This window comes from Amycolatopsis sp. NPDC051061 (assembly GCF_040682935.1).
GTDB lineage: Bacteria > Actinomycetota > Actinomycetes > Mycobacteriales > Pseudonocardiaceae > Amycolatopsis.
In genome coordinates, this window is record NZ_JBFBBZ010000004.1 from 159030 (window position 1) to 184920 (window position 25891).

General features: G+C 70.1%; 24 protein-coding genes. 10 read left to right on the forward strand and 14 right to left on the reverse strand.

Going from position 1 to position 25891, the window contains the following annotated elements; genetic code table 11:
- Positions 1 to 57 precede the first annotated feature (57 nt).
- From AB0N03_RS07235 to AB0N03_RS07245, 3 genes are read right to left on the reverse strand one after another with little or no spacing between them, the layout of a single operon-like run.
- Positions 58 to 1464, reverse strand: a complete 1407-nt coding sequence (locus AB0N03_RS07235) for an LCP family protein (RefSeq protein ID WP_364366724.1) — start codon at positions 1462 to 1464, stop codon at positions 58 to 60.
- 55 nt (positions 1465 to 1519) lie between these two features.
- A complete protein-coding gene (locus AB0N03_RS07240; protein ID WP_364366727.1) occupies positions 1520 to 1645 on the reverse strand; it encodes a hypothetical protein in 126 nt (41 codons plus the stop codon).
- The gene (locus tag AB0N03_RS07245; protein WP_364366730.1) at positions 1645 to 3000 is read right to left on the reverse strand and encodes an OFA family MFS transporter; all 1356 of its coding nucleotides are present in this window, start codon (positions 2998 to 3000) and stop codon (positions 1645 to 1647) included. Before AB0N03_RS07245 ends, AB0N03_RS07240 begins: the two co-directional genes overlap by 1 nt.
- A gap of 105 nt (positions 3001 to 3105) precedes the next feature.
- On the opposite strand from AB0N03_RS07245, the gene fdhD reads away from it, so the two are divergent.
- Positions 3106 to 3930: a formate dehydrogenase accessory sulfurtransferase FdhD gene (fdhD, locus tag AB0N03_RS07250; protein WP_364366733.1), complete on the forward strand. Its 825-nt coding sequence runs from the start codon at positions 3106 to 3108 to the stop codon at positions 3928 to 3930.
- Here the strand turns inward: fdhD and AB0N03_RS07255 are convergent.
- Positions 3927 to 5366: a carotenoid oxygenase family protein gene (locus AB0N03_RS07255; RefSeq protein WP_364366736.1), complete on the reverse strand. Its 1440-nt coding sequence runs from the start codon at positions 5364 to 5366 to the stop codon at positions 3927 to 3929. The two genes, fdhD and AB0N03_RS07255, sit on opposite strands and share 4 nt — an antisense overlap.
- A gap of 73 nt (positions 5367 to 5439) precedes the next feature.
- Between AB0N03_RS07255 and AB0N03_RS07260 the strand changes: the two genes are divergently transcribed.
- Together AB0N03_RS07260 and AB0N03_RS07265 are read left to right on the forward strand one after the other, a co-directional pair.
- Positions 5440 to 6147 carry a TetR/AcrR family transcriptional regulator gene (locus AB0N03_RS07260; RefSeq protein ID WP_364366739.1) on the forward strand — a complete coding sequence of 236 codons (708 nt, stop codon included), beginning with the start codon at positions 5440 to 5442 and terminating at the stop codon, positions 6145 to 6147.
- Between the two features lie 78 nt (positions 6148 to 6225).
- Positions 6226 to 7185, forward strand: coding sequence for an alpha/beta hydrolase-fold protein (locus AB0N03_RS07265; protein WP_364366742.1), 960 nt, complete (start codon positions 6226 to 6228; stop codon positions 7183 to 7185).
- A gap of 354 nt (positions 7186 to 7539) precedes the next feature.
- Here AB0N03_RS07265 and AB0N03_RS07270 read toward each other — a convergent pair whose 3' ends face one another.
- The 7 genes from AB0N03_RS07270 to AB0N03_RS07300 all read right to left on the reverse strand — a co-directional run bounded on the left by AB0N03_RS07270 (position 7540) and on the right by AB0N03_RS07300 (position 14030).
- Positions 7540 to 8460, reverse strand: a complete 921-nt coding sequence (locus tag AB0N03_RS07270; RefSeq protein WP_364366745.1) for an anti-sigma factor RsbA family regulatory protein — start codon at positions 8458 to 8460, stop codon at positions 7540 to 7542.
- Positions 8461 to 8513: 53 nt separating this feature from the next.
- Positions 8514 to 8921: a hypothetical protein gene (locus AB0N03_RS07275; RefSeq protein WP_364366747.1), complete on the reverse strand. Its 408-nt coding sequence runs from the start codon at positions 8919 to 8921 to the stop codon at positions 8514 to 8516.
- 50 nt (positions 8922 to 8971) lie between these two features.
- Positions 8972 to 10267 (reverse strand): ATP-dependent Clp protease ATP-binding subunit ClpX, encoded by a 1296-nt coding sequence (clpX, locus tag AB0N03_RS07280; protein WP_364366750.1) that lies wholly within the window; start codon positions 10265 to 10267, stop codon positions 8972 to 8974.
- 229 nt (positions 10268 to 10496) lie between these two features.
- Positions 10497 to 11150 carry an ATP-dependent Clp protease proteolytic subunit gene (locus tag AB0N03_RS07285; RefSeq protein ID WP_364366753.1) on the reverse strand — a complete coding sequence of 218 codons (654 nt, stop codon included), beginning with the start codon at positions 11148 to 11150 and terminating at the stop codon, positions 10497 to 10499.
- Between the two features lie 26 nt (positions 11151 to 11176).
- Positions 11177 to 11782: an ATP-dependent Clp protease proteolytic subunit gene (locus AB0N03_RS07290; RefSeq protein ID WP_364366756.1), complete on the reverse strand. Its 606-nt coding sequence runs from the start codon at positions 11780 to 11782 to the stop codon at positions 11177 to 11179.
- 138 nt (positions 11783 to 11920) lie between these two features.
- Positions 11921 to 13312: a trigger factor gene (tig, locus tag AB0N03_RS07295; protein WP_364366759.1), complete on the reverse strand. Its 1392-nt coding sequence runs from the start codon at positions 13310 to 13312 to the stop codon at positions 11921 to 11923.
- Between the two features lie 127 nt (positions 13313 to 13439).
- Complete coding sequence (locus AB0N03_RS07300) at positions 13440 to 14030, reverse strand: TetR family transcriptional regulator (RefSeq protein ID WP_364366762.1); 591 nt, start codon at positions 14028 to 14030, stop codon at positions 13440 to 13442.
- Positions 14031 to 14168: 138 nt separating this feature from the next.
- Between AB0N03_RS07300 and AB0N03_RS07305 the strand changes: the two genes are divergently transcribed.
- Positions 14169 to 16268: a fatty acid desaturase gene (locus AB0N03_RS07305; protein ID WP_364366765.1), complete on the forward strand. Its 2100-nt coding sequence runs from the start codon at positions 14169 to 14171 to the stop codon at positions 16266 to 16268.
- 119 nt (positions 16269 to 16387) lie between these two features.
- Here AB0N03_RS07305 and AB0N03_RS07310 read toward each other — a convergent pair whose 3' ends face one another.
- Positions 16388 to 16966: a hypothetical protein gene (locus AB0N03_RS07310; protein WP_364366768.1), complete on the reverse strand. Its 579-nt coding sequence runs from the start codon at positions 16964 to 16966 to the stop codon at positions 16388 to 16390.
- A 188-nt stretch (positions 16967 to 17154) separates the two neighbouring features.
- Here AB0N03_RS07310 and AB0N03_RS07315 point away from each other — a divergent pair, with 188 nt between their 5' ends.
- The 4 genes from AB0N03_RS07315 (at position 17155) to AB0N03_RS07330 (ending at position 22094) form a co-directional block, all read left to right on the forward strand.
- Complete coding sequence (locus tag AB0N03_RS07315) at positions 17155 to 18696, forward strand: ATP-binding protein (protein ID WP_364366771.1); 1542 nt, start codon at positions 17155 to 17157, stop codon at positions 18694 to 18696.
- Positions 18697 to 18700: 4 nt separating this feature from the next.
- Complete coding sequence (locus AB0N03_RS07320) at positions 18701 to 20638, forward strand: glycosyltransferase family 39 protein (RefSeq protein WP_364366774.1); 1938 nt, start codon at positions 18701 to 18703, stop codon at positions 20636 to 20638.
- 57 nt (positions 20639 to 20695) lie between these two features.
- Entirely contained in the window at positions 20696 to 21259 is a 564-nt protein-coding gene (locus AB0N03_RS07325; protein WP_364366776.1) for a GNAT family N-acetyltransferase, read from the forward strand.
- 202 nt (positions 21260 to 21461) lie between these two features.
- A complete protein-coding gene (locus AB0N03_RS07330; protein WP_364366779.1) occupies positions 21462 to 22094 on the forward strand; it encodes a GNAT family N-acetyltransferase in 633 nt (210 codons plus the stop codon).
- On the opposite strand, the gene AB0N03_RS07335 is transcribed toward AB0N03_RS07330, so the two are convergent.
- Positions 22051 to 23241 carry a hypothetical protein gene (locus tag AB0N03_RS07335; RefSeq protein ID WP_364366781.1) on the reverse strand — a complete coding sequence of 397 codons (1191 nt, stop codon included), beginning with the start codon at positions 23239 to 23241 and terminating at the stop codon, positions 22051 to 22053. The genes AB0N03_RS07330 and AB0N03_RS07335 overlap by 44 nt on opposite strands.
- On the reverse strand, positions 23238 to 24296 hold the full coding sequence (locus AB0N03_RS07340; protein WP_364366784.1) for a helix-turn-helix transcriptional regulator: 1059 nt from the start codon (positions 24294 to 24296) through the stop codon (positions 23238 to 23240). The genes AB0N03_RS07335 and AB0N03_RS07340 overlap by 4 nt, the downstream gene beginning before the upstream one ends.
- A gap of 236 nt (positions 24297 to 24532) precedes the next feature.
- Here AB0N03_RS07340 and AB0N03_RS07345 point away from each other — a divergent pair, with 236 nt between their 5' ends.
- Both AB0N03_RS07345 and AB0N03_RS07350 read left to right on the forward strand, forming a co-directional pair.
- Positions 24533 to 25150, forward strand: a complete 618-nt coding sequence (locus AB0N03_RS07345) for a hypothetical protein (RefSeq protein WP_364366787.1) — start codon at positions 24533 to 24535, stop codon at positions 25148 to 25150.
- A gap of 21 nt (positions 25151 to 25171) precedes the next feature.
- The gene (locus AB0N03_RS07350; RefSeq protein ID WP_364366789.1) at positions 25172 to 25834 is read left to right on the forward strand and encodes a Crp/Fnr family transcriptional regulator; all 663 of its coding nucleotides are present in this window, start codon (positions 25172 to 25174) and stop codon (positions 25832 to 25834) included.
- Positions 25835 to 25891 lie beyond the last annotated feature (57 nt).

The following is a 25891-nucleotide window of genomic DNA, read 5'->3' on the forward strand; positions in this document are numbered from 1 at the left end:
TTCGCGCAATTGCGCGAAACTCGGTGAAAAGCCGGACATTCGTTTGCCGGCGCGCGGTCAATTCACGCAGACGACCCCGCCCGAGGTGATCGGGTCGTCGCCGGCGGCCGGGGCGCCCCCGCCACCGGTCGTCCCCGGGCCGGCGTACACCGACCCGAGCACCACCTCGATGTGGCCCGCCGGCACGTCCGCGGCCTCCTGCGTCGACAACCCGCCCAGCAGCTTCGCGACCTCCGCGCCCCGCTGCGCGAGATCGGCGCCGAAGCGGACCAGGGACGTCCGCCGCGTCGCGGTGTTGCCGGTCGTGCCCTTGACGAACCCGTGGTCCCCCAGGAAACCGGCCACGCGGCCGGCGAGGCCGCCCTTCGGGCTCGCGTTGGAGACGTCGACGGTGACCGGGGCGGCGGCCGGGATCTTCGGCGCCGCGGTCCCGATCATGGCCGCCGCGAAGGACTTCACCGCGGCCGGGTCCACCTGCACGGCCGTGGCCCGGTGGTCCTGCGGGTCGTACCGGTAGTCGCGGTTGACGACCGGGATGGTCTCGAACTGGATCCCGCCGCCGCTGACGCCCCGCATCTGCGCGACGAAGTCGAGCAGGTTCCACGAGTCGTCGAGCACGACGGACCGCTTGACGGCGTCGATCAGCGCACCGAGCTTCCCCGGGTCGGCGAGCGTGCCGGCCGAAAGCACTTGCCGCGCGAGGCTGGCGAGGAACACCTGCTGACGCCGCACCCGGTCGAAGTCGCCGCCGATGAGGTGGTCGCGCTGGCGGACGAAGGCCAGCGCGTCCGCGCCCGAGATCCGCTGCGGCCCGGCCGGGAAGTCCGCGCCGGAGTTCTTGTCCTTGGTCGCCTGCTTGAGGCAGACGTCGACGCCGCCGACCGCCTTGCTGATCTCGGAAAAGCTCAGCAGGTTGACCTCGGCGAAGTGGTCGATCTTGACGCCGGTGAGGTCCTCGACGGCCTGCCGCGTCCCGCGCCGCGCCGCGGTGAGGGCGACCTGATCGATCTTCGCCTTGTCGGTCTCCCCGGAGTCACGCTGCCGCTTCGCTTCGGCGGCCTTCCCGCGCCCGAACGCGGCGTTGATCTTGCCCTTCCCGCCGGGCATGGAGACGTAGCTGTCGCGCGGGATGGAGAACGCTTTCACGTCGTGCGTGCCGTTCGGGATCCGCAGCACGATGAGGGTGTCGGTGAGGTCGTCGCCGTTGGCGCCGGCCCGCAGCTCGCGCAGGACGTCCGGGGGAAGCGGCTTCCCCTCCTTGTCGGTACGGGAGTCCCGGCCGACGAGGAGGATGTCGAGCGAGCCGTCGGCGGGCTGTTCCCCCGGCGCGGTGGCGCCGTCGGCGTCGATGACGCTGTCGCGCGTGACGTCGTCGAGGGCGCGGAGGTTCGCGTAGCCGTAAGCGGTACCGCTCAGGACGGCGAAGGCGAGCCCGGCGACGGCGATCTTCCCCAGTAGATGCACGATCTACCGACGCCGCCGGGCCACCTCCCGCTGCACGGGTGACTCAGGTCACACGCTATCCGAAGAGCTGCACCAGCTTAAGGAGCAGCTGGTACACGCCGTAGGCGAAGGGCAGCACGACCCACGCCCAGGCCAGCGCGATCAGCGGCACGTGGTTGGTCTTCGTCGAAGGCTCGCTCATCACGCCTCACTCCTCGCGGCCGCGTCCGCCGTGACCGGCTCGTGGTACTTCTCCTTGACCGGCCGCACCAGCTCGTTGGCCACGAAGCCGACCACCAGCAGGCCGATCATGATGTAGAACGACAGCTGGTAGAGCGCCGGGCCGGACTTGCCGGCCGACTTCTCGTTGTCGGCGATCGCGTTGACGATCAGCGGGCCGAGCACGCCGGCCACCGACCACGCGGTGAGCAGCCGGCCGTGGATCGCGCCGACCTGGTAGGTGCCGAAGAGGTCCTTCAGGTAGGCCGGCACGGTCGCGAACCCGCCGCCGTAGAAGGACAGGATCACCATCGCGCACAGGATGAAGACGACCTTCGACGAGTTGTCCGTCAGCGCGATCACCAGGTACAGCACCGCGCCCACACCGAGGTAGGTGCGGTAGATGTTCTTGCGGCCGACCAGGTCCGAAGTGGACGACCAGACGAACCGCCCGAGCATGTTGCACAGCGACAGCAGCGCGACGAACCCGGCCGCCGCGGCCGTACCGACCGGCGTCGACGTGTTCTTGAAGAAGTCCACGATCATCGGGGACGCCTTCTCCAGGATGCCGATGCCCGCGGTGACGTTGAAGCACAGCACGACCCACAGGAGCCAGAACTGCGGCGTCTTGATCGCGTTGGCGGCCGAGACGTTCGCGGTGCTGATCATGGCCTTGCCGTGGTCGGTCTTCGGCTGCCAGCCGGCCGGCTTCCAGTCGTCGGCCGGGACGCGCACGAGCAGCCAGCCCATCGACATGAACGCCGCGTAGACGACGCCGTGCACCAGGAAGGCCGTCGCGATCGTGCCGGTGGTCGGCGAGGTGCCGAGCATCGACGACGACCACGGCGACGCGATCAGCGCACCGCCGCCGAAGCCCATGATCGCGATGCCGGTGGCCATGCCCGGCCGGTCCGGGAACCACTTGATGAGCGTGGACACCGGCGAGATGTAGCCGATGCCGAGCCCGATGCCGCCGATCCCGCCGTAGCCGACGACGACCAGCCAGAACTGGCCGGTCGCCACGCCGAGCGCGGAGACGAGGAACCCACTCGCGAAGCAGCACATCGACACGAACATCGCCCAGCGCGGGCCGTTCTTCTCGACGAGCGTGCCGCCGAACGCGGCGGACAGGCCGAGCATGACGATGCCGAGCTGGAACGGCAGCGAGCTCTGCGTCCCGTTCAGGTGCATCGTCTTCTCGAGCGGAGTCTTGAACACGCTCCACGCGTAGGCCTGCCCGATCGACAGGTGTACCGAAAGGGCCGCCGGCGGCACCAGCCAGCGCGTCCAGCCTGGGGGTGCCACGATCCGGGAACGGTCCAGGAAGCCGAGAGCCATCGGATCCCTCTCCTAGAGTGGGGATGATGGAGGGAATGTATTACTAAATACCCGGCGTTGCATCATGCGGGTGTCAAACTTTCCGGTCGAGAAGGGGTGTGGGCGATGGGCAGGGTGACCGTGCGCAGGCCGGTGCGGAAGATCTCCGCGACCGGCGACCGCCGCCGCCCCGACTCGCTGGCCGCCGAAGAACCCCTGGAACTCCGCGTCGACGGCAAGGCACTGGCGGTCACCATGCGCACGCCGGGGCACGACGTCGAGCTGGCCCACGGATTCTTGCTGTCCGAAGGGGTGATCGGCGGCCGCGAGGACATCTCGGTCGCCCGCTACTGCGACGGCGTCGACGACCAGGGCCGCAACACCTACAACGTCCTGGACATCGCGCTGGCGCCCGGCGTGCCGCCGCCCGACACCGGGGTCGAGCGCAACTTCTACACCACCTCTTCGTGTGGTGTCTGCGGCAAGGCCGCGCTCGACGCGGTCAAGCTCAAGACCCGCTTCTCCCCGGCCGAAGCGGCCTTCGCGGTGAAGAGCGAGACGCTGGCCGGCCTGCCGGACGCGCTGCGCGCCCGGCAGAAGGTGTTCGCCAGCACCGGCGGCCTGCACGCGGCGGGACTGTTCACCCCGGACGGTGAGCTCGCCGTCGTCCGCGAGGACGTCGGGCGGCACAACGCGGTCGACAAGGTCCTCGGCTGGGCCGTCCTCGACGGCCGGATCCCCGCCCCCGGGCACGGCCTGCTCGTGTCCGGGCGGGCCTCGTTCGAACTGGTGCAGAAGGCCGCGATGGCCGGGATCGGGCTGCTGGCCGCGGTGTCCGCGCCGTCGTCACTGGCGGTGGAGCTGGCCGAGGAGAACGGGATGACGCTGATCGGCTTCCTGCGCGGCGACTCGATGAACCTCTACACCGGCGACCACCGAGTGCTCACCTAAACCGACTCGACCCAGTTGCCGTGGAAGCCGTTGGGCACGCGGTCGGGCAGGTGGATCGCCGCGACCGTCTCCAGCGTGCCCGCGTCGAGCAGCGTCAGATCGCTTCGCTGCGTCGCCGGGTCGAACACGAAGCCCATCAACACGCCGTCGTCCTCCGCCGCGTCCTCGTGGGACGGGACGAAGACGAACTCGCCGGGCTGCTGTCCGTCGCCGAACGCTCGCTCCTGGCGTGCGCCCGTCGAGAAGTCGTGCTTGAACAGGGAGCCGCCGGGGTTCGCGCCGCCGTCGGCCGACATCGCGTAGCCGTAGCGGTGGCGCCGGCCGACCAGGCGCTCGTCCACACGCGGGAATTCCTGGCCGCGGTCGTCGAGCCGCTCCTCCAGGACCTTGCCCGCGGTGAGGTCGACGGTCCAGCGGTCCAGGGTCGGGCCGCCCTCGTCCGGGCCGTGCAGCTCGGTGTCGAACATCTTCGGGTGGCGGACGACGTCGAGCACGATCGAATCGCCGTCGTCGTAGGCGTTGAGCGGGTGGAAGACGTAGCACGGCTCGACCTCGAACCACCGGACGTCACCGTTGCCGCCTTCGCGCGGCATGACGCCGATCCGCGCCGGGTACTCGGGGTCCCAGCGGTACGGCAGGCCGCCGTTCGCGCCGATCTTGCGCGCCATCATCGCCGTCACCGGGTCCGGCACGCGGACCTTGCCGACCATGGCCGAGACGACCAGCTTCGCCGGCGTCCGCAAGGCGCTGGGCACGCTGGCGGCGACCGCCATTTCGGCGTTGAACGTCACCGGCAGGTCGTAGAACACCACGTGCTTTTCGGTCAGCGAGAAGTCGTGCATCATCGGCGACCCGGTGACCTCGACGTCCACCGTGCGGCGCGCGCGGCCGTGCGCGTCGATCACCGAGTACCGGACCTTGTTGCCCATGCCGAAGAAGTACGACACGGCGTGCAGCTCGCCGGTGCGCGGGTCGCGCTTGGGGTGGGCGGTGTAGCCGCCGGGCAGCGTGCCGTCGAAGTCGCAGCGGCCGACGGTGTCGAGCTCGTCGGTCAGCTCGTAGATCGGCGCGCCCGCCTCCACCAGCGCGAGGGTCTTGCCGGCGTGGCCGATGACGTTGGTGTTGGCGCCGAGCGCGTCCAGCCCGCAGTAGCGGCTCGCGTCCTCGCCGCCGAGCGTCGCCGCCACCGCCGGGTTGCGCACCCACCGGTTGCGGTACCACTCGGCCTTGCCGTCGCGCAGGCGCACGCCGTGGACCATGCCGTCGCCCATGAACCAGTGGTAGGCCGCCGGGTCCACCTCGGACAGCGGGTTGGGCCCGTTGCGCAGGTAGCGGCCGTCGAGGAAACCGGGGATCCGCCCGGTGACGGCCAGCTCGGTGCTCGTGTGCTCCCGGCTCACCGGGGCGAAGTTGCCTTCGAGGAACTTGTTGCCCATGCCTGACCCCTCCAGAGCTGACATAACTTGGTTATGACGCAATTTATAACAGGGTTATGAGATACTGGCAAGCATGAGCCCGAAACCCCGCGCGAACGACGTCAAGGAACGGCTCGTCGAAGCGGCCATCCGGCTGCTCGACGAAGGCGGCGCCGAAGCCCTGCAGGCCCGCAAGCTGGCGGCGGAGGTCGGCGTCTCGACGATGGCCGTGTACACGCACTTCGGGGGCATGGCCGCGCTGGTCGACGAGGTGGCGCGCACGGGGTTTCTGAGGCTCAGCGCGTGGCTGGCCGAGGTCGGCGAGACCGACGACCCGGTGGCGGACATCTTCGGCCTGGCCCGCACCTACCGGCAGGCGGTCGCCGAGCAGCCACAGCTGTTCGCCGTGACGTTCGGCCAGACCGCGCTGGGCGGCAAGCGGGCGACGCTGTCCGACCTGACCACCGAAGAGGGCCGTGAAGCCGCCCAGGAGGGCCTGGAGGCGTTCGGCCACATCGTCCGGGCGACCGAGCGGGCCATCGAGGCCGGCCGGTTCCGGGCCGCCGACAAGTACCAGGCGGCCGCCCAGCTGTGGAGCGCGCTCCACGGCTTCGTCACGCTCGAGGCGTCCGGTCACTTCGGTGCCGGTGAGCAGGGCATCGACCACATTTTGATACCCCTGGGGATCACCATGGCAGTGGGTCTCGGGGACACTGTGGAGCGGGCGGAACACTCGACCGAGGCCGCGAAGGCGGCTTGGCGGGCGAGAACCGGAAACGCCGGGCAGGGTGGGAACGACTAACCCGGCGAACGACGGACGCGGGGGAACGCGGAGCGGGTGCGCGGCGTCCTAGGAACGGCAGGCGGGGGACGGAGACAGGTGAACGAGGAAAACGGGGATCGCGGCGAGGCCGAGGTCCCGGCGGGGGTGGCCGCCGTCCGGGACGCGCGGCGGTGGCTCAGCCGCCGCTCGGTGCTGATCGCGGGGGCGTCCGGGCTGGCCGTCGGCGGGCTGGCCGTCGGCACCGCGACCGGCAAGCTGCCCTTCAGCCAGGCCCTGCAGCGCACGCTCGGCGTGACGTCGTCGAACCCGACGACCCAGCTCGGCAGCACCCGCGTCGAGCGCGTCTACTCCCAGGCTCGCGGCCGGATGGTCGACCTGGTGTTCATCCTGCCGTCGAAGACCCCGCCGAAGGGGCTGCCGATGTCGCTGATGCTGCACGGCCTGCACGGCAACGCCCGCAGCGCGGCCCCGACCGGCACGCTCAAGCAGCTCTCCAGCGACGTCGCGCGCAAGGCCGTCCCGGCGTTCGGCTTCGTCGCCGTCGACGGCGGCGACAACTACTGGCACGAGGTCCACCCGGGCGACGACCCGATGGCGATGCTGCTGGAGGAGGTCCCGCAGTGGCTGCGGGCCCGCGGCTTCGCCGGCGACACCGGGCAGCCGTTCGCCTGCACGGGCGTTTCGATGGGCGGGTTCGGCGCGCTGGTGTACACGCGCCGCCGGGTGGAGCGGCGCCAGCCGCCGGCCGCGGTCGCGACGCTGGCCCCGGCGCTGATCCTGTCCTGGCAGGAGATGGCCAAGCGGCACATCTTCACGGGCCTCAACGACTGGACGGCGCTGGACCCGCTGAAACACATCGACGAGACGAAGAGCGTGGCCAACGGCATCTGGTGCGGCACGGAGGACTCGTTCATCACGGGCGTCCGCCGCTACATCGAGGCGGCCCGCCCGGCGGTGGCCCACACGGCCCACGGCAAGCACGGCGACCCGTTCAACCGGACGGTGGTGCCGAGCATGATCAGCTTCCTCGGCAAGCACGTTCCCCGCAAGGACTGACCCGGTCCGGCTCCGATGTCATGAAAGAGTCGTTCATGACGCCCCCGGCCCCCGGCCCCCGGCCAAAGTCACGGCCGCGCGCGGAGTCGGGTGTCGCGAATGAGTCATTGGGGGCGCCGGAGGTCCCGAATGAGTCATTCGCGACGTTGGGCGGGGGTTGGCGACGTCATGAACGACTCTTTCCTGTCGTCCAGCGTCATGAACGACCCTTTCATGACGTCTGGTGGCAGGGCCCCGGCAAAGTCGTCGCGGCTCGGGTGCCCCTGGCTCGCCAAAGGTCTTGAATGAGTCATTGCAGCCACCGACTTTGCCGGGGCCCTGACGTCGGACGCGATGAACGAGTCGCCCATGGCGTCAGCAGGTGAAGTGGACCCGGGTCGTCGTGCGGCCCGGGACCCAGTACGTCCGGACCAGGTCCGCCAGCCGGTTCACCAGCAGCAGCCCGCGGCCGCCCAGCGTCGACGCCGCCGGTGGGATCCGGCCCGCCAGGGGTTCGGTGATCGTGCCCGTGTCGGAGACCTCGCCGACCACCTGACGCTCGTCGGCCCACAGCCGGAGCACGCCCGCGCCGCCGCCGTAGAGGATGCTGTTCGTCGTCAGCTCCGCGATCGCCAGCGTGAAGTCGTCACGCCTCGGGCGGCGCAGGCCGTGCCGCGCGGCCCAGATCTCCGCGAACCCGCGCAGCGAAGCCAGCTGCGCGATGTCGAACTTCCGCTCGATCGCGGCGGGCGGCGGGTCCAGCGGCCGCATCAGCTCCGCGCGAGCTCCGTCCGGGTCGAACCGGGCGCTGACGAACGGCCCGGCCGGCCCCCACACCTCCGGGTGGGTGCGCTCGGCGTCGGCCAGCGCGTCCGGCGCCAGCGCCGCGATGTCGTACGGGCAGAGCACCGCGAGGTCCCGCCCCGCGAGAGCGTGGTTGATGAGCGCTTCGTGCAGGACGCACGCCGGGTACTCGGCGCCGGTGCGCCCACCCCACATCGGCTCCGCCACGATCCGCACCGGGCCCGCGTGCTCGCCGGCGAAGGCGAGCAGGACCGTCGGCAGGATCGCGCCGGGGTTGCGGCCCGCCTGGCACATGTCGGTCAGCCGCACTTCGCGGGCCCGGCCTTCCAGGGCCTTCTCGATCAGCTGGAGATTGCGCCGCGGAACGGCGACGGCCACCGGTTCACCTTGATCGAGACCGTTGAGCAGGAACGGAACGACGCCGTCGAGATACTCACTGTCACCGCGGTAGAACAGTGCCGGATGCCGAAACGGTCTGAGGGCACCTACCACGGGACCTTGCTACCCGGAGACGGCCGGGCGCAAACGCTTCCGACGGAGGAAGTTCACTCCACCCAGCGGCCGACGACCGAGATCAGCCAGAAGCCGATCAGGGTGGCGAGGCCGAACAGCAGCACCCAGTTGACCAGCGGACGCCGCTCGGACACCCCACGGGCCCGCCAGAGCGCGTAACCCGCGACGACGAAGAGCGGCAGCGGGATGAGCGGCAACGGCGACAGCCGGGCCACCACGGCCACGACGCACGTGCCGGCGCACACGGCCAGAACGCCCATCAGCACCCGGTTCAGCCACGGGTACCGGTCGAGCACGGACGCGATGACGCGTTCGCTCAGCTCGCGGAACCCGAGGACCGGCCCGGCGGGCACCGGCGCCGGTTCGGGTGGCGGCGGTGCCTGCACGCCACCGGCGGGGGCGGCGCCCCCGCCGGTAACCGGCATAGAGTCAGCAGTCATTCAGCTTTCCTGTCGGGTCTCCGGGCCGGGTGGCCCGGAGACGCCCGGCCTCAGGCCGACTTCTCGCCGCGCTCGCTGCGCGTGCGCCGCGTCGGCTGCCGGGCGACGATCGTCGGGTTCACGTTCTCCCGCACGGTCTGCTCGGTGATCACGACCTTCGCCACGTCGTCGCGGCTCGGGATGTCGTACATGACCGGCTGCAGCACTTCTTCCATGATGGCGCGCAGCCCGCGGGCACCGGTCCCGCGCAGGACCGCCTGGTCGGCGATCGCTTCGAGCGCGGTCTTGGTGAACTCGAGCTCGACGTTGTCCATCTCGAAGAGCTTCTTGTACTGCTTCACCAGGGCGTTGCGCGGCTGGGTGAGGATGCTGACCAGCGATTCCTTGTCCAGGTGGTTGACCGTCGCCACGACCGGGAGCCGGCCGATGAACTCCGGGATCAGCCCGAACTTGATCAGGTCCTCGGGCATGGTGTCGGAGAAGATGTCGCTCTCCTCGATCTCGGACTTCGTGCGGATCTCCGCGCCGAAGCCGAGGCCACGCTTGCCGACCCGCTCGTTGATGATCTTCTCCAGCCCGGCGAACGCGCCGGCCACGATGAACAGCACGTTCGTCGTGTCGATCTGGATGAACTCCTGGTGCGGGTGCTTGCGGCCGCCCTGCGGCGGGACCGAAGCGGTGGTGCCCTCGAGGATCTTCAGCAGCGCCTGCTGGACACCCTCGCCGGAGACGTCCCGCGTGATCGACGGGTTTTCGCTCTTCCGGGCGATCTTGTCGACCTCGTCGATGTAGATGATCCCGGTCTCGGCCCGCTTGACGTCGTAGTCCGCCGCCTGGATGAGCTTGAGCAGGATGTTCTCGACGTCCTCGCCGACGTACCCGGCCTCGGTCAGCGCCGTGGCGTCCGCGATCGCGAACGGCACGTTGAGCAGCTTCGCCAGGGTCTGCGCGAGGTAGGTCTTGCCGCACCCGGTGGGGCCGAGCATCAGGATGTTCGACTTGGCGAGCTCGACCGACTCCTCCTTGGAGTCCTTCGGCCCGGCCTTGTCGTCCGCCTGGATCCGCTTGTAGTGGTTGTAGACCGCCACCGCCAGCGTCCGCTTGGCATCTTCCTGACCGATGATGTACTGCTCGAGGAACTCGTGGATGTCGGCGGGCTTGGGCAGCTCGTCGAGCTTGACGTCGCCGGCCTCGGCCAGCTCCTCCTCGATGATCTCATTGCAGAGGTCGATGCACTCATCGCAGATGTAGACCCCGGGGCCGGCAATGAGCTTCTTCACCTGCTTCTGGCTCTTCCCGCAGAAAGAACACTTCAGCAGGTCTCCGCCGTCACCGATCCGTGCCATGGCCTGTGACCTCGTCCCCTCCGGCGCGGGTTGCCGCGCCTGACGTGTGTTGCGACGGTGCGACCCCCGGTCACTCACGACCGAGCGGAGCCTCACACATTGCCACTGACGGTACCCGTCCGATGCCGTGGGCGGGAACACCCACAGGCGCCGGGAGCACGTCAGAGGACGACCCTAAACCAGAGCGCCGGTGTATGTCGTCTTCTCGACACACACCGGCCTGGCGGATCTAGAGAGCCGACGCCTTACGGTACGGCAGCACCTCGTCGATGATGCCGTACGACTTGGCCTCGTCGGCGGTCAGGATCTTGTCCCGCTCGATGTCCTTGCGGATCTGGTCCGGGTCCTTGCCCGTGTGCTTGCCCAGGATGACCTCCATCTGGCGCCGCACCCGCTGGATCTCGTTCGCCTGGATCTCCAGGTCGGAGACCTGGCCGTAGGTGCCCTCGGTGGCGGGCTGGTGGATCAGCACCCGCGAGTTCGGGAGCGCGTACCGCTTGCCGGGGGTACCGGCCGACAGCAGCACCGCGGCCGCGGAGGCGGCCTGGCCCAGGCAGTACGTCTGGATGTCCGGGCGGACGAACTGCATGGTGTCGTAGATCGCCATCAGCGAGGTGAACGAGCCACCCGGCGAGTTGATGTAGATCAGGATGTCGCGGTCCGGGTCCTCGTGCTCGAGGTGCAGCAGCTGGGCCATCACGTCGTTGGCCGACGCGTCGTCCACCTGCACGCCGAGGAAGATGACGCGCTCCTCGTACAGCTTGTTGTACGGGTTCGACTCCTTGACGCCGTAGCTGGTGCGCTCGACGTACGACGGGAGGATGTACCGCGACTGGGGAGTGTTCGGAGCCCGGAAGTCACCCGGGAGCCTGAAGTTGCTCATGATCGAGTCTCCTGTGTGCTTCGCGCTCAGTTCGAGCCGGGACGGGCGATGTCGCGGGTGAGGACGTGGTCCACGAACCCGTAGTCCTTCGCCTCCTGGGCGGTGAACCAGCGGTCGCGGTCGCCGTCCGCGATGATCTGCTCGACCGTCTGCCCGGTCTGGTCGGCCGTGATCTTGGCCAGTTCCTGCTTCCACTTGTTGAACAGGTCGGCCTGGATCGCGATGTCCGACGCCGTGCCACCGACACCGGCGGACGGCTGGTGCATGAGGATCCGCGCGTGCGGCAGCGAGTAGCGCTTGCCCGGCGTGCCGGAGGAGAGCAGGAACTGCCCCATCGAGGCCGCCATGCCCATCGCGTACGTCGCGACGTCCGGGCGGATCAGCTGCATGGTGTCGTAGATGGCGAACCCGGCGGTGACCGAGCCGCCCGGCGAGTTGATGTAGAAGCGGATGTCGGACTCGGCGTCGTCGGCGTCGAGCAGCAACAGCTGCGCGGTGATCCGGTTGGCGATCTCGTCGTTGACCTCGGAACCGAGGACGACGATGCGCTCCTGGAGCAACCGCTCGAACACCGAGTCGGTGAGGGTGAGCCCTGCGGTGCCGGTCCGCGCCTCGGGCATGTGCTGCGTCACGTCTGCCTGCCTTTTCGCCGGCGGCGGCCCGGTACTGACGGCCGCCGCTGTCGTTTCAGATGCTTGAGATCTTGTATCCGACCCTAACGAACTTGGGCGGTGCAGAATGCCTGACACCGCCCAAGTTCGCTCACAGCTTCACTCCGCCGGAGTCTTCGCCGCCTCGTCGGTGACCTGCGTCTCCTGGGTTGCCTCGTCGCCGGCCGGCTCGTCGCTGCCGAACAGCTCCGAGAGGTCGACCTCGGCGCCCGAGCCGTCGGTGACGACCGCCTTCCGGACCACGGAGGCGAGCGCCTTGCCGCGGCGGACGTCGGCGTAGATCGCGGTCAGCTGGCCGGACTGCTGGGCCCGCTGGACGTACTCGTCCGGGCTGATCCCGAAGCGCTGGGCCTGGTAGATGATCCGCTCGGTGAGCTCGCCGTCGTTGACCGAAACCTCTTCCTTGTCGGCGATGGTGTCCAGCAGCAGCTGCGTGCGGACGGCCTTCTCCGACTCGGTGCGGGTCTCGGCGTCGAACTCCTCCAGCGTGCGGCCGTCGGCCTCGAGCGCCTGCGCGAACTGGGCCTCGTCGTGGTCGAACGGGTGGATCGCGTCGTGCTTGCGGTTCTCGATCTCGGAGTCGAGGACCTTCTCCGGGATCGGCACCTCGGTGCGCTCCAGGAGCTCCTCGAGCACCTTGTCGCGGGCCTGGACGCCCTGCTGCATCTTCTTGACGCGGCCGAGGCGCTCGCGGAGGTCGCCCTTGAGTTCCTCGATCGTGTCGAACTCGCTCGCCATCTGGGCGAACTCGTCGTCGGCCTCGGGCAGCTCGCGCTGCTTGACCGACTGGACGGTCACGGTCACCTCGGCGTCCCGGCCGGCGTGGTCGCCGGCGACGAGCTGGGTGGTGAACGTCTTGGTTTCGCCGGCGTTCGCGCCGCGGATGGCCTCGTCGATGCCGTCCACGAGCTGGCCGGAGCCGATCTCGTAGGACAGCCCGGTGGTGGCGGCCTCCTCGACGGCCTCGCCGTCGACGGTCGCGGCCAGGTCGATCGAGACGAAGTCGCCGGTCTCGGCCGGGCGCTCGACGCCGGTCAACGTGCCGAAGCGGGCGCGCAGCTCGTCGAGCTGCTCGTCGACCTCCGCGTCGGTCAGCTCGACGTCGTCGACGGTGATCGCGAAGCCTTCGAGCTCCGGGAGCTCGATCTCGGGGCGCACGTCGACCTCGGCGGTGAACTCGAGGACGTCGCGGTCTTCGAGCTTGGTCACGTCGAACTCGGGGTTCCCGAGCGTGCGGACCTCGTTCTCGCGAACGGCCTCGATGTACTTCGCCGGGATGGCCTCGTTGACGACCTCGTCGAGCACCGGGCCGCGCCCGATCCGGCTTTCCAGGACGCGAGCGGGCGCCTTGCCGGGCCGGAAGCCCGGGATGCGCACCTGCTGGGCGATCTTGCGGTAGGCGCGGTCGAAGTTCGGCTTGAGCTCGTCGAACGGCACCTCGACATTGATCTTGACTCGCGTCGGGCTGAGCTGCTCGACGGTGCTCTTCAAGGTCTTCTCCTCGAGCGGTAACGATTGTTTGGACAATCCTGCGGAAATGGCGCCGGTCACCTGCAGACCGGGACGTCCGAGTCTAGGCCAGTGGCCCGCGCCGCCGGGGCCGGGGCCACCTGCGACGTCAGGAGCCGAGCATCCGGCCGATCACCCAGCGCATCTGGCCGCTCGCGTGCTCGGCCGAGCCGCTGGGCTGCACCAGGTGGGACAGCAGCAGCCGCATGAACGCCTCGACCGCCACCGCCCACTCCGACGGCGTCAGCGAGACCTCCGGGTAGCTGCGCGCGAACACCGCCGCCACGGCCTCGACCGCCCGGCCGAGCACCGCCTCGGGCCGGGAGGTCAGCAGCGGGAGGAAGTCGTCGCGGCCGCCCTGGGGCCCGCCGAGCGCGATCTCCAGCAGCGGGTTGGCGTGGGCGGCTTCGAGGCTGTGCCGGAACGCCGCGGTGACGCCGTCCACCGGACGGCCCGGGTGGGCGGCGACGTCCGCGGTGACCCGCTCGACGAAGCGGTCGGTCTCGCACAGCATCAGGGCCTCGGCGAGTTCCGCCTTGGAGCCCAGTTCGTTGTAGACGGTTTGCCTGCTCACGCCGACCTGCGCGGCCAGTTTGCCCATCGTCACGGCGGCCCAGCCGTCGGCGCGGATGACGTCGGCCGCCGCGGCCAGCAGCTTCTCCCGGGTGCGCGCCGGGACCGGGTGGGTGACGGCCTTCACACCGAAAGCTTACCCATGGGTTCGGTTCCGCTGGCCGACACCTTTTTTCGAAGCCTGCTACAACGTTTACAAACCCGGAGGAGTTGTCTACGGTGACTCCCGCCTGACCAGGAGCTTCTCGACCGAGGAGACCGCTCGATGTCCGTCGCCGTCACCGAGCCGCACGGTTCCGCCACAGTGGCGGCGCCCGCGACCGGGCCGGCCACCGCCCGCGCGGTGCCCTCGCCCCGGATCGCGCTGCCCGCCGTCTCGGTGCCGGCCCTGCTGCTGTTCGCCGGCGGTGCCGCGCTGTGGGGCACCGCCACCTGGCTGCTGCTCGCCGGGCTCGTGCCGGCGGTCGTGACCGTGGTGCTGAACACCGTCGTCACCTTTGCGATGTACACGGTGGTGCACGAGTCGGCGCACCACTCCGCCGGAAAACTGACGTGGGTCAACGAGGTGCTCGGCCGGCTGGCCGTCCCGTTCGTCGCGGCGTACTCGGCGTTCCCGTCGCTGCGGTACGTCCACGGTGAACACCACCGCCACACCAACGGACCGGCCCGGGAGGACCCGGACGCCTGGACGTCGCGGGGCCCGCGCTGGCAGCTGCCGCTGCGCTGGCTGACCCTGGACGTGGCCTACGCGCGCTGCTACTTCGCCCGGCTGCGGGGCCGGCCCCCGCAGGAGCTGGCCGAGGCGCTGGTGGTGCTGTCCGCGGCCCTCTCGGCCGGGGTCGCGCTGGTCGCGACCGGCCACGGCGCCGAGCTGCTGCTGGTGTACCTGCTGCCGCAGCGGCTGGGAGTGGGCCTGCTCGCCTGGTCGTTCGGCTGGCTGCCGCACCACGGCCTGCCCGCCGCCTGCACGCGCGGCCGGTTCGGCACCACCCGCGTGCGCATCGGCCTCGAGCGGCTGCTGACCCCCGTGCTGATGGCGCAGAACCTGCACCTGGTGCACCACCTGCACCCGGCGGTCCCGTTCCACCGGTACCGGCGGGTGTGGCTCGAGAACCGCGAGGCCTACCTGGCTCACGACGTCCCGATCAGCACCGCCTGGGGCCGGGACCTGACCGCGGAGGAGTACCGCGTGGCGGTGGGACTGGACGCCGAACCCGACGTCGCCGTGCCCGCGCCGGCCGCGCCCCCGCTCGGGCCGAGCCGGTTCCACCGGCTCCGGGTGCGCGAGATCAGCCCGCTGACCGCGGACGCCGTCGCGATCACCTTCTACGTCCCGCCGCAGCTCGCGAGCGAGTTCCGGTTCCTCCCCGGCCAGCACGTGGCGGTCCGCGCGGTGCTCGACGGGCAGCCGGTGCGGCGGACGTACTCGATCTGCGCGCCGGCGGCGTCGGGTGACCTGCGGATCGCGGTGAAGCGGCGGCCGGGCGGGGCGTTCTCCGGGTTCGCGACCACGACGCTGGCCGTGGGCGACTTCCTCGACGTGCTGCCACCGTCGGGAGGGTTCACGCTCACACCAGATCCTTCGCGCACCGCGCACTACGTCGCGCTGGCCGCGGGCAGCGGCATCACGCCGGTGCTGTCCATGGTGGTCAGCGCGCTGTCCGCCGAGCCGCACAGCCGCGCGACGCTGTTGTACGTCAACACTTCGGGCGCGACGACGCTCTTCGCGCGCGAGCTCAGCGCGCTCACCGAAGGGTTCGGCGGGCGGCTGCACGTCGTCCACTACCGGACCGACGAGCGCGACCCGGACCTGCACGCGCACCGGCCCCGGCACTTCGACACGCTCGGGGAAGCCCTCGCCATTTCACACGAGCGCTACCAGCGCGGCCGGCTCGACGGGACGCGGCTGCGCGCGCTGCTGCAGAACCGCCTGCACCCGGCGAAGGTCGACGAGTGGTTCCTGTGCGGGCCGCGCGGCCTGATGGACCTGATCCGCCGGACGCTCGCCGACGCGGACGTCCCGGACGAGAACGTCCACTTCGAACTCTTCCGCGGCGCGGCGCCCCTGCGCGACCCGGCGGGGCCGCCGGCCCGGGTGGCGGTGACGCTGGGCGGGACGACGACGTACGTTACGGCGGAAGCCGGCGAAACGGTGCTGGACGCGGCGTTGCGGGCCGGGTTCGAGGTGCCGTACTCGTGCACGGGCGGCGCGTGCGGCACCTGCCGGGCGACGCTGCTGCACGGCCAGGTCGACATGGACGTCCGGTACGCGCTGACGGTCGACGACGTGGCGTCGGCCCGCATCCTGACGTGCCGCGCCCGCGCGACGACCCCGGAGGTCGCGGTCGACTACGACCGCCGCTGATCCTTTCCCAACCGGCCCGAGCGCCCCAGTGTGGCCTTCGGTGCGTTGAACGCACCGAAGGGCCCCTTGGGTGCGTTCAACGCAACCAAGGCCACATTGGGGCGCTGGGGAACCCGCGGTCAGCCGGTCTGGGTCGGGGCTCCGGACGGCGGGGTTCCCTGACCGCCGCCCGGTATCTGACCCTGACCCGAGCCGGCCGCGCCGTCGGTGACCGAAGTCGCCGTCGCCGTGTCGCCCGACTCCGTCGCCACCACCGTCACCGTGTCGCCGGTCGCGAGGCCCGTCGCCTGCGCCGACGTGATCGTGTACGTCTTCGAGAACCCGTCCTCGCTCTTCGCGGTCAGCGACGTCGCGCTCAGCGCCGTCACCTCCCCGGTCTGGGTGATTTTCGTGACGTAGCCGCCGTTCCCGTCCGAGGACACGTACTCGCCGTGCAGCGCCGAGCCCAAGCCGCCCGCGCCGCCCTGCATGCCGCCCGGACCGCCTTGCATCCCGCCCGGCCCGGTGGCGGTGTCGGTCGACGCCGAGGACGACGAAGCGGCCCAGACCGCCGCTCCCCCGCCGGCCACGATCGCCACCGCGACGGCGCCCGCCGCGATCTTCTTGCCTGGCGTCCAGCCCGGCCGCGGCGGCGCGCCCGGTGCCGGTGCCGCGCCCCACGTCTGGTCCGGAGTGGACGGTGCCTGCGGTGTGGTCATGGTGGTGCTCCTTAACGAGATCCTTCGGTGCGATCCACGGTGGAGCCGCTCGCTGTGTGCGGACTGTGCCTGCCGTCAGCCGTTCCTGTGACCGGAGGAGGCGGACATCCGCGACCGGCCAGTCACCGCACAGCCGCCTCACAGGCAGCACACAACCCGCACACACGGCGCGGACGGACGCTGAACCCATGGCCGCGCGAACCGTCCCGTCGCACCCCCGCCGGGGGCGCCTTTCGCTGCGCGCGAAACTGACCGGCTCGATGGTCGTGCTGCTCACCGTGGTGTGCCTGATCGTCGGCGTGGTCAGCGAGTTCGCGCTCGACCTGTTCCTCACCCGCCAGGTCGACCAGCAGCTCTCCGCCGCGGCGACGCGCTCGCTCGTCTTCGCGAGCAACGCCCGCCCCGCGGACGCGGGCCCGCAGCCCGACGACCAGGCCGGCGAACACCCGCTCGGGCAGAACGTCGGCACGGTGAGCGGCACCTTCGACGGGCAGCGGCTCGTCCACGACGACAGCATCTCCGAACACGGTTCGCGCCTGAACCTCACCGCGGCCCAGCAGGCCGTGCTGCTCTCGGTGCCCACCGACGGCAAGCCGCACACGATGTCCTTCGGCGACCTCGGCGAGTACCGCCTGATGGCGCTGCCGGTTCCCGGGACGTCCGACGTCGTGGTCACCGGCCTGCCGTTGAAGCCGGTCACCGACACGCTGCTGACCGTCGGGTTGATCCTGTTCGGCGTCGCCGCCGCGGGCGTGCTCGGCGCGGCCTTCCTCGGCGCGTTCGCGGTCCGCCGGACGCTGCGGCCGCTCGAGCGCGTCGCGGCCACCGCCGGGCGCGTCACCGAGCTGCCGCTCGACCGCGGCCAGGTGGCGCTGTCCATCCGAGTGCCGGAGTCCGACACCGACCCGCGGACCGAGGTCGGCCAGGTCGGCTCGGCGCTGAACCTGATGCTCGGCCACGTCGCGCAGGCCCTGGAAGCCCGGCACGGCAGCGAACTGCGCGCCCGCCAGTTCGTCGCGGACGCCAGCCACGAGCTGCGGACGCCGCTGGCCGCGATCCGCGGGTACGCCGAGCTGGCCGCCCGCGGCAGCGCGCTGGTGCCGCCGGACGTCGCGCATTCGATGAGCCGCATCCAGTCCGAAGCCGTCCGGATGAGCGCGCTCGTCGAGGACCTCCTGCTGCTGGCCCGGCTCGACGCGGGCCGCCCGCTCGACGTGCGCGACATCGACCTCACCCGGCTGGTCGCCGACGCCGTCGGGGACGCCAGGGTCGCCGGGCGCGAGCACCGGTGGCTCCTCGAGCTGCCGCCGGATCCGGTGCTCGTGTTCGGCGACGTCCAACGGCTGCACCAGGTGCTGGCGAACCTGCTGGCCAACGCCCGCACGCACACCCCGCCCGGCACGACGGTGACGACCTCGCTCGCTCGCACCAAGGACACCCACAGCGCCGTGCTCACGGTGACCGACAACGGTCCCGGCATCGCACCGGACCTGCTCCCGGACGTCTTCGAGCGGTTCGCCCGCGGCGACTCGTCGCGCTCCCGGACCGCCGGCAGCACCGGGCTCGGGCTGGCGATCGCGTGCGCCGTCGTCGTCGCCCACCACGGCACGATCGAGGTGCACAGCCGCCCCGGCCGGACGGAGTTCGCGGTGCGCCTGCCCGTGGCCGTGCCCGCACAGCGAGTGCACAGCGTCGGCACAAGCCGGCCCCAGCTGGAGACCGGAAGCTGAGCTCATGACCGCTGTGACATCCGGGGCTTCGCCCCGGGCCGGGGGCTCCGCCACCCGCAACCCCCGAAAAGCCGCACTCGCGTCGCGCGAAACCGTCGTGACACCGTCCCTGCCCGCCCCTTCCACCTGGCACCGGCCGGCGCTGGCTGTCCTGCTGCTCGGGACCGCCGTGCTCTACCTGTGGGGCCTCGGCGCGTCGGGCTGGGCCAACGCCTTCTACTCGGCGGCCGCGCAGGCCGGGTCGGCGAGTTGGAAGGCGCTGTTCTTCGGTTCCAGCGACGCCGCGAACGCGATCACCGTGGACAAAACCCCGGCCGCGCTGTGGGTGATGAGCCTGTCGGCGCGGGTGTTCGGCGTCAACGCGTGGAGCATCCTGGTGCCGCAGGCGCTGATGGGCGTCGGCTCGGTCTGGCTGCTCCACGCGGCGGTCAGGCGGACCTCCGGCCCGGCCGCCGGGCTCGTCGCCGGTCTGGTGCTGGCCCTGACGCCCGCGGCGGCGCTGATGTTCCGCTTCAACAACCCCGACGCGCTGCTCGTGCTGCTGCTGGTCGCGGGCGCGTACTGCGTGGTCCGCGCGTGCGAGAAGGCGAGCCCGCGCTGGCTCGCGCTGGCCGGCGTCGCGGTCGGGTTCGGCTTCCTGGCCAAAATGCTGCAGGCGTTCCTGGTGCTGCCGGCGTTCGCTCTCGCCTACCTCGTCGCCGCGCCGGTGTCGCTGGGCAAGCGGCTGCTGCACCTGCTGGGCGCGCTGGCCGCGACGATCGTCGCGGCGGGCTGGTACCTGGTGGTCGTCGCGTTGTGGCCGGCGGCTTCGCGCCCCTTCATCGGCGGGTCGCAGTCGAACTCACTGTGGGAGCTGGTGTTCGGCTACAACGGCTTCGGCCGGATCACCGGCGACGAGGTCGGCAGCGTCGGCGGCGGCGCGGGTCGTGGCTGGGGTTCGACGGGCTTGACCCGGCTGTTCGGCAGCGAGATGGCGGGCGGGATCGCGTGGCTGATCCCTGCGGCGCTGCTGGCGCTTCTCGCGGGCCTGTGGTTCACCCGCCGCGCGCCCCGCACCGACCGTTCGCGCGCGGCCCTGCTGCTGTGGGGCGGCTGGCTGCTGGTGACGGCGCTGGTGTTCAGCTACATGGGCGGGATCATCCACCCGTACTACACGGTGGCGCTGGCCCCGGCGGTGGGCGCTTTGGTCGGCACGGCGGCGGTCCAGCTGTGGCGGCTCCGATCGAACCCCGCGGCGGCGGGCGTCTTGAGCGGCGGCGTGGCTTTGACGGCGGTGACGACGTACCTGCTGCTGTCGGGCTCGTCGTGGCAGCCGTGGCTGGCTCCGTTCGTGCTCGTCGGCGGTCTGCTGGCGACAGTGGGCGTGTTCTTCGCGGCGCACCTGACCCGCTGGGCGGCGTCCGCCGTGGCCGCGTCCGCCTTGGTCGTGGCGCTGGCCGGCACCGGCGCATACACCGTGGCAACGGCGGCGACCACCCATAGCGGGGCGATCCCGTCGGCGGGTCCGTCATCGGGCTTCGGTGGCGGTCCGGGCGGTGGCCGCGGCGGCTTCGGTGGCGGTCGTGGCGGCGGCCCGGGATCCCTGCTCTCGACGACGCTGCCTGGCGCTTCTTTGACAGCGTTGCTGCAGCAGGACGCGTCCCGCTACACCTGGACGGCTGCCACCGTGCTGTCCAACGCAGCGGCGGGATACCAGCTGGCCAGTGGCGCACCGGTGATGGCGGTGGGCGGCTTCAACGGGACGGACCCGTATCCGACGCTGGACCAGTTCAAGCAGTACGTGGCGAACGGACAGATCCACTACTTCCTCGGCGACGGGATGACGATGCAGGGTTCCACCGGTTCGGACGCCGCCGAGGAGATCGCGGAGTGGGTGGCGGCGACGTACCAGTCGACGACCGTGGACGGCGTGACCGTTTTCGATCTCACGGCGGCGGCCTGAGTACCGATTCTGGACTCCGGCACTATGGAGGTACCGGGAGAAACGGAGTCTCCGCAGATGACCGAGCCCCACGTGTGGCGGGCCCGATCCGCAGACCTGCCGCTGTTCGCGGCGGCCCTCGGCGACGGCGGATTCCTCATCGATCGTTGGACGCGCCAGCAGAAGGACCAGGGCGTGCTTTTCTTCGCATGGCTCGGCAACCGTCCCGCCGGCGCGGTCTACCTGTGGCTGGAGGCGGCCGAAGAGCCCCCGATCCGCTGGCATCTGCCGGACGTCGCCCTGCTCACCCACCTGCAGATTCACCCGGAGCTGCGCAACTGCGGCGTCGGCCCGGCCCTGGTGGAGGCGGTGGAGGAGCACCTCATCGAGCACGGCCACGAGCGGGTCGCCCTTGCGGTCCGCACGGACAACCCGGCCGCAGCTCGGCTGTACGACCGGCTGGGCTTCGAGGACTGGGGCCACGGCGAGGTCATTTGCTACGCGCAGGCGATCTTGCCGGACGGCGGGGTGCTGGAAGTACCGGAGCGCTGCTACGTCCTCGTGAAGGACCTGGCCGCAGCACCGCCGGCACCGAGAGGCGAGTCGAGCTTGGCCGGCGGGTTTTCTGAACGCCGGCGATAGCTGCCTGCGGGTCTCGCGCAAGGCGCGGCCGCAGGTCAGGCGTATATTTCTCGAGTTTGCGCCAACTGAAGCCCTGCCGAATCCGGCCCGAATCCTCCGGCCCGAATCCCATGTGCTTGGATTCACACGCTGGACACTGCGGACACCCTCTGACCGCCTGGGCCAGGACCGGACAATCACCAGGCGAGGAGTCCCCTTTCCGATGATGCAGCTCGACGTGCGGGTGCGGCGGATCAAGCGCCGCAATATCAAGAAGCTCGTCAAGGCGTTCGGAGAGGAGCGTCTGCTCCGCGATCGGCTCGGCCGCCAGCAGAATGACAAGGGTGTGCTGTTCGCTGCCTGGCTGGGTCGCGAAGTCGTCGGAATGATGTACTTGTGGCTGGAGCAGGCCGAGGAAAAAGCCATCTTCGATAACCTCGGGAATGTCCCGCTGCTCATGCAACTGGAGGTTCTCCCGGACAAGCGCAGCTGCGGTATCGGCCGACAGCTGATCGCCGCAGCCGAAGACGAACTGCGTAGTCGCGGCAACCACAAGCAGGTCGCGCTGGCCGTCCGCACCGACAACAAACGTGCTATCCGGATGTACGAGCAAATCGACTTCGCGCACTGGAAGCACGGCATCGTCGTGTGCAACGCACACGGGACTTACGAGCCCGAAGAATGCTTTGTAATGGTTAAAGATCTGACACCGGATATGGTCGAGAAGCCCCGTCAGGTCCTCGAGGAGAGCGATCAGCGGGCGTCGTCTGTGTGGGCTGCCTTGACGCTGCGCAAGCCCGGCCGCGACGACGTCAACGACCAGCGGGAGCCAGTCGGCGCCGCCCGCCCGAACTGATCTTCGCGCCAGCGCTGATCCGGCCGTCGACACCCGGCTGGGCGAGGTGGCCGATGCCCAATGTGGTGAGTGCGTCGTCGATGCCCAAGCCCCCGCGGTGGTCGCGCCGCAGTTCGCGAAGGTGCTTGTGCCAGCGGACGCAGTCCTCCTGCCAAGCCCGCAGGTACCCCACACACAGTTCCGGCGTGATCAGGTGGCTGCGCCCGATAGCGGCCTTGAGCGCGGCGACCATTCTGGCCTTCTGGGGCGGCTCGATATCCGTGGCCTGCACACCCTCGATGGTCATCCCGATCATGTGCCGTCGCTCGGGCAGGAAGGCGCGCCAGTACTTCTCGTCGGCATCGGCGAGGCCGAGTCCGATGTCCAAGAGGCCGAACACGCCCTCGGCAAGGGTGTCCCCCAGCTCTTCGCCGCGCGCTCGCCGCGGATCGTTGTACGGGTCGTAGTCGTACTGGAAAGCCGTGCCGGTTACCGCCGACGGCCGCAGCCGCCGCCCGTCGAGGAGGAAGAACCAGTCCTCGTTGTAGATATTGGGGAAGAACGAACTGAACGCGGGTTCCCCGACGGCCATAGCACCGCCGCCGATGAAGGTGTCCTGGTCGCCGCCGGCGTCGCGGAAGGCGTGGCAGACCACCGAGTTGTCCGGCATCCCCGCGTTCGCCAATCCGACGACCGGGTAGTCATCGAGAAGACCGGCCGCGGCGGTGAGGTCGCCGGGATCGGGGAGCACGATGTCGTCGTCGAGGAAGAGGATGCGCTGCCAGCCGGCGAGACTCGCGACGAGCAGGCCGAGGTTCCGCTTCAGGCTGGTGTCGACGGGCCGGTGGAACCGGGTGAAGTGGAACTGGAGGAGTTTGTCCGTGGCGAACGGGGGCACGACTCGCTCGGGCAGCAAATCCACATCGACAGCCGTCACCCGGACACCAGCTCGTTTGGCCGTCAGCGCCGCAGTCGAAACGTCCGCGCGCAGGCTGCACAGCAGCAAGAGGTGCGCGTCCTGGTGTTTTGCCGCCGTGATGGCCTGCTCCAAGTAGGCGGCAGGCCGGCCGTTGGGCACGATGATCGCGTCCAGCGGTGCCCGCGGCGCGTCGTCCGGAACGATCGCGGTGAGCAGATCACGGTGTGACTGGTGCTGTCGTGCGTTCACGCGGAAGCCTCGGGCCACTCGTGCAACCGGTTCTCCTCAAGGGTCCAGTCCGGGGTCAGACCCTGCCCACCGACGACAGGCACCCGGCTGATGATGCTGAAGGATTCCATGTCGCCGAAACGCTGTCGGACGTACTCACTGTTCCGGTCCCGGAATCGGGGGTCCGTCAGTGCCCTTACTGCGCCCAGCGTGCCACGACCGTACATACCGTTGCATACGGTCACGGTGCGCTTTCGGTTGAACGGAGATACGCCCCGATAGAAGTGGGCGACATCCTCGAGCAAGTGACCCGCGTCGTCGAGCGTGGGCTCGATCAGTTCCGACCCGCCGTGCTGCCGCACCTGGAAGGCCCCGTGCTCCATCCCGACGGTGCGGCCGACCTGCGCTACGGGCAGGTCCACGCGTTCGATGACATCTTTGGTCACGGAGTTCCAGTCGACACCGCCGAGCAGGACGAGGTGACTCGTGTAGTCGTCCGCGGTGAGTTCGTCGGCGGTGTGGAAGTTGACCGGGTTCTCGGGATTGCGCGCCCGGATGTGCCCGAACAGTTCAACCAGCGCGTCCGGGTCCGCGTACGTGTAGAGCGACACGAAGTCGGCGCTCTCCGGGTCCGCATAGCTGAGGTGCTGGCGATACTTCTCCGGAAGAAGGGCGCAGACGATGGTGATCCACTGATCCGGCGCGTCGAAGGTCCAGAAGTCGGCCGCTTCGGATCCGGCCGGGGCGAGTTCGTTGCGTTCCCTCAGCCACAGCAGCTCGTCCAGCAGTGCCTTGCGCCGGTCCTGCTCGTCGTCCGTCAGTTCTTCGAGTGGGAGGACTCGCAAGGACCGACCGTCCCACGAACGCCGGGTCGCGAAAACCGTCGCATAAGCTTCCAGTCGCCGGACCGGTGGGCGGGTCGGCTTGTCGGCGTTCTCCCACGAGGAGATCAGCGAGATGCTGAGCCCGCCGAGCGCTTGGGCCAGCTGAGCCTGGGTCAGTCCGGCATCTGGCCAATGCTCCGCGCGCAGCCCCTTGAGCCGGCGGGCGAGCGCGTGTGGCGCGACTGCAGACACGGCCACCGCCACCTTTCAGGAAATTTCAGTACCGCTGGCGAGTGCTCAGATAGTACTCCCGGGGCTTTGAATCATGATCGGCGACCTGCCGGAGCCGGAGCCGAAACGTTACGCTGCCCCAAACTTGCTAGCACCAAACGGGTAACGCCGATTCAGCTCGGTTGTTCCAAGGTACTCCACCCCCTACAGTGAAGTTGACTGAACTTCAGTTCTAACCTGAAGGCAGGGAGCGGGACATGAGTACTCCAGCTGACCTACCGCGGCACCGGGCCATCGTGGCGGTCGACATCGAAGGGTCGACGACGCGGACGAACTCGGTGCGTTCCCAGCTCCGCTCAGTCCTCTTCGAGCTGCTCGACGAAGCTCTCGCGGCCGGCGGCATCGGCAAGAAGCACCGGGATCCCTTCGTCGATCGCGGCGACGGGGCGCTGTGCCTGATCCGGCCCTTCGACCAGTTGCCGAAGACGCTGCTGCTCGCGACCTTCGTCCCGGCGCTCACCGATCTGCTGGAAAAGCACGCCCGCACCTTGCCCGGCCTCGCCTTCCGGCTGCGCGTCGCCGTGCACGCCGGTGAGGTGCACCGGGACAGCCGCGGGCCGTACGGCGAGGACGTCGATATCGCCTGCCGTCTCGTCGATGCCCCGGAACTCAAGCGGCGGCTGCGCGAGACGACCGCGCCGCTCGCGCTCGCCGTGTCGCAGGAGATCCACCGCGCGGTCGTGCGGCACGGCTATCCCGGCATCGACGACGCCGCCTTCACCCAGGCCGTCCACATCAGGCTCGGCCAAGAACGGCTTCGCGGCCGGCTCTACGCGCCCGAAGCCCGTGCACCACAGGAGGACATCACCGCGTAGGACCGGAAACGAGGTGGGGACGTGGAACCGACGGGATTCTGGGCCGACCTGGGCCCGGCCGATCGGCGGGTGCTGGCGGAATCCGCCACGCGGCGCACCTACCCGCGCGGCGGGACCCTCTGCCGGGAAGGCGAGCGCTCCAGCGTTGTCCTGGTGCTGCTCGCCGGGCACGTGCGGATCGTGCACGGGACGCCGGACGGGCGCGAGGTCGTCGTCGGGGTGCGCGGCACGGGGGACGTCATCGGTGAGCTGGCCGCGATCGACGCGCAGCCGCGCTCGGCGACCGTCGAAGCGCTCGACGACGTGGACGTGCTCGAAGTCCCCGGTGACCGCTTCGCCTCGCTGTGCCGGACGCGGTCGCGGATCTCGTGGGCCCTGCTGCTCGTGCTGTCGACGCGGCTGCGGTCGGTCGGCCGGCAGTGGCTGGAGCTCGGGGGCGGCGCCGCGGCGCGGCGGGTGGCCGCGCAGCTGATGCAGCTCGCGATCCAGCACGGCACGCCGCGGGGTCAGGACATCGAGATCGCGGTCCCGGCGACGCAGGCCGAGCTGGCGATGACCGCGGCGATCTCCCGCGAGTCCTGGGCGCGCGCGACGCGCGATCTGCGCCGCCAGGGCGTGATCAGCACCGGCAGAAGACAGGTGACGATCCACCGCCTGGCCGAACTTCGGCGATTGGCGAGCTGAATCCCGCCTTCTGTGTCAGCTGACACAGACCGCGCGGCGAGCCGGAGGTTTCCTGGA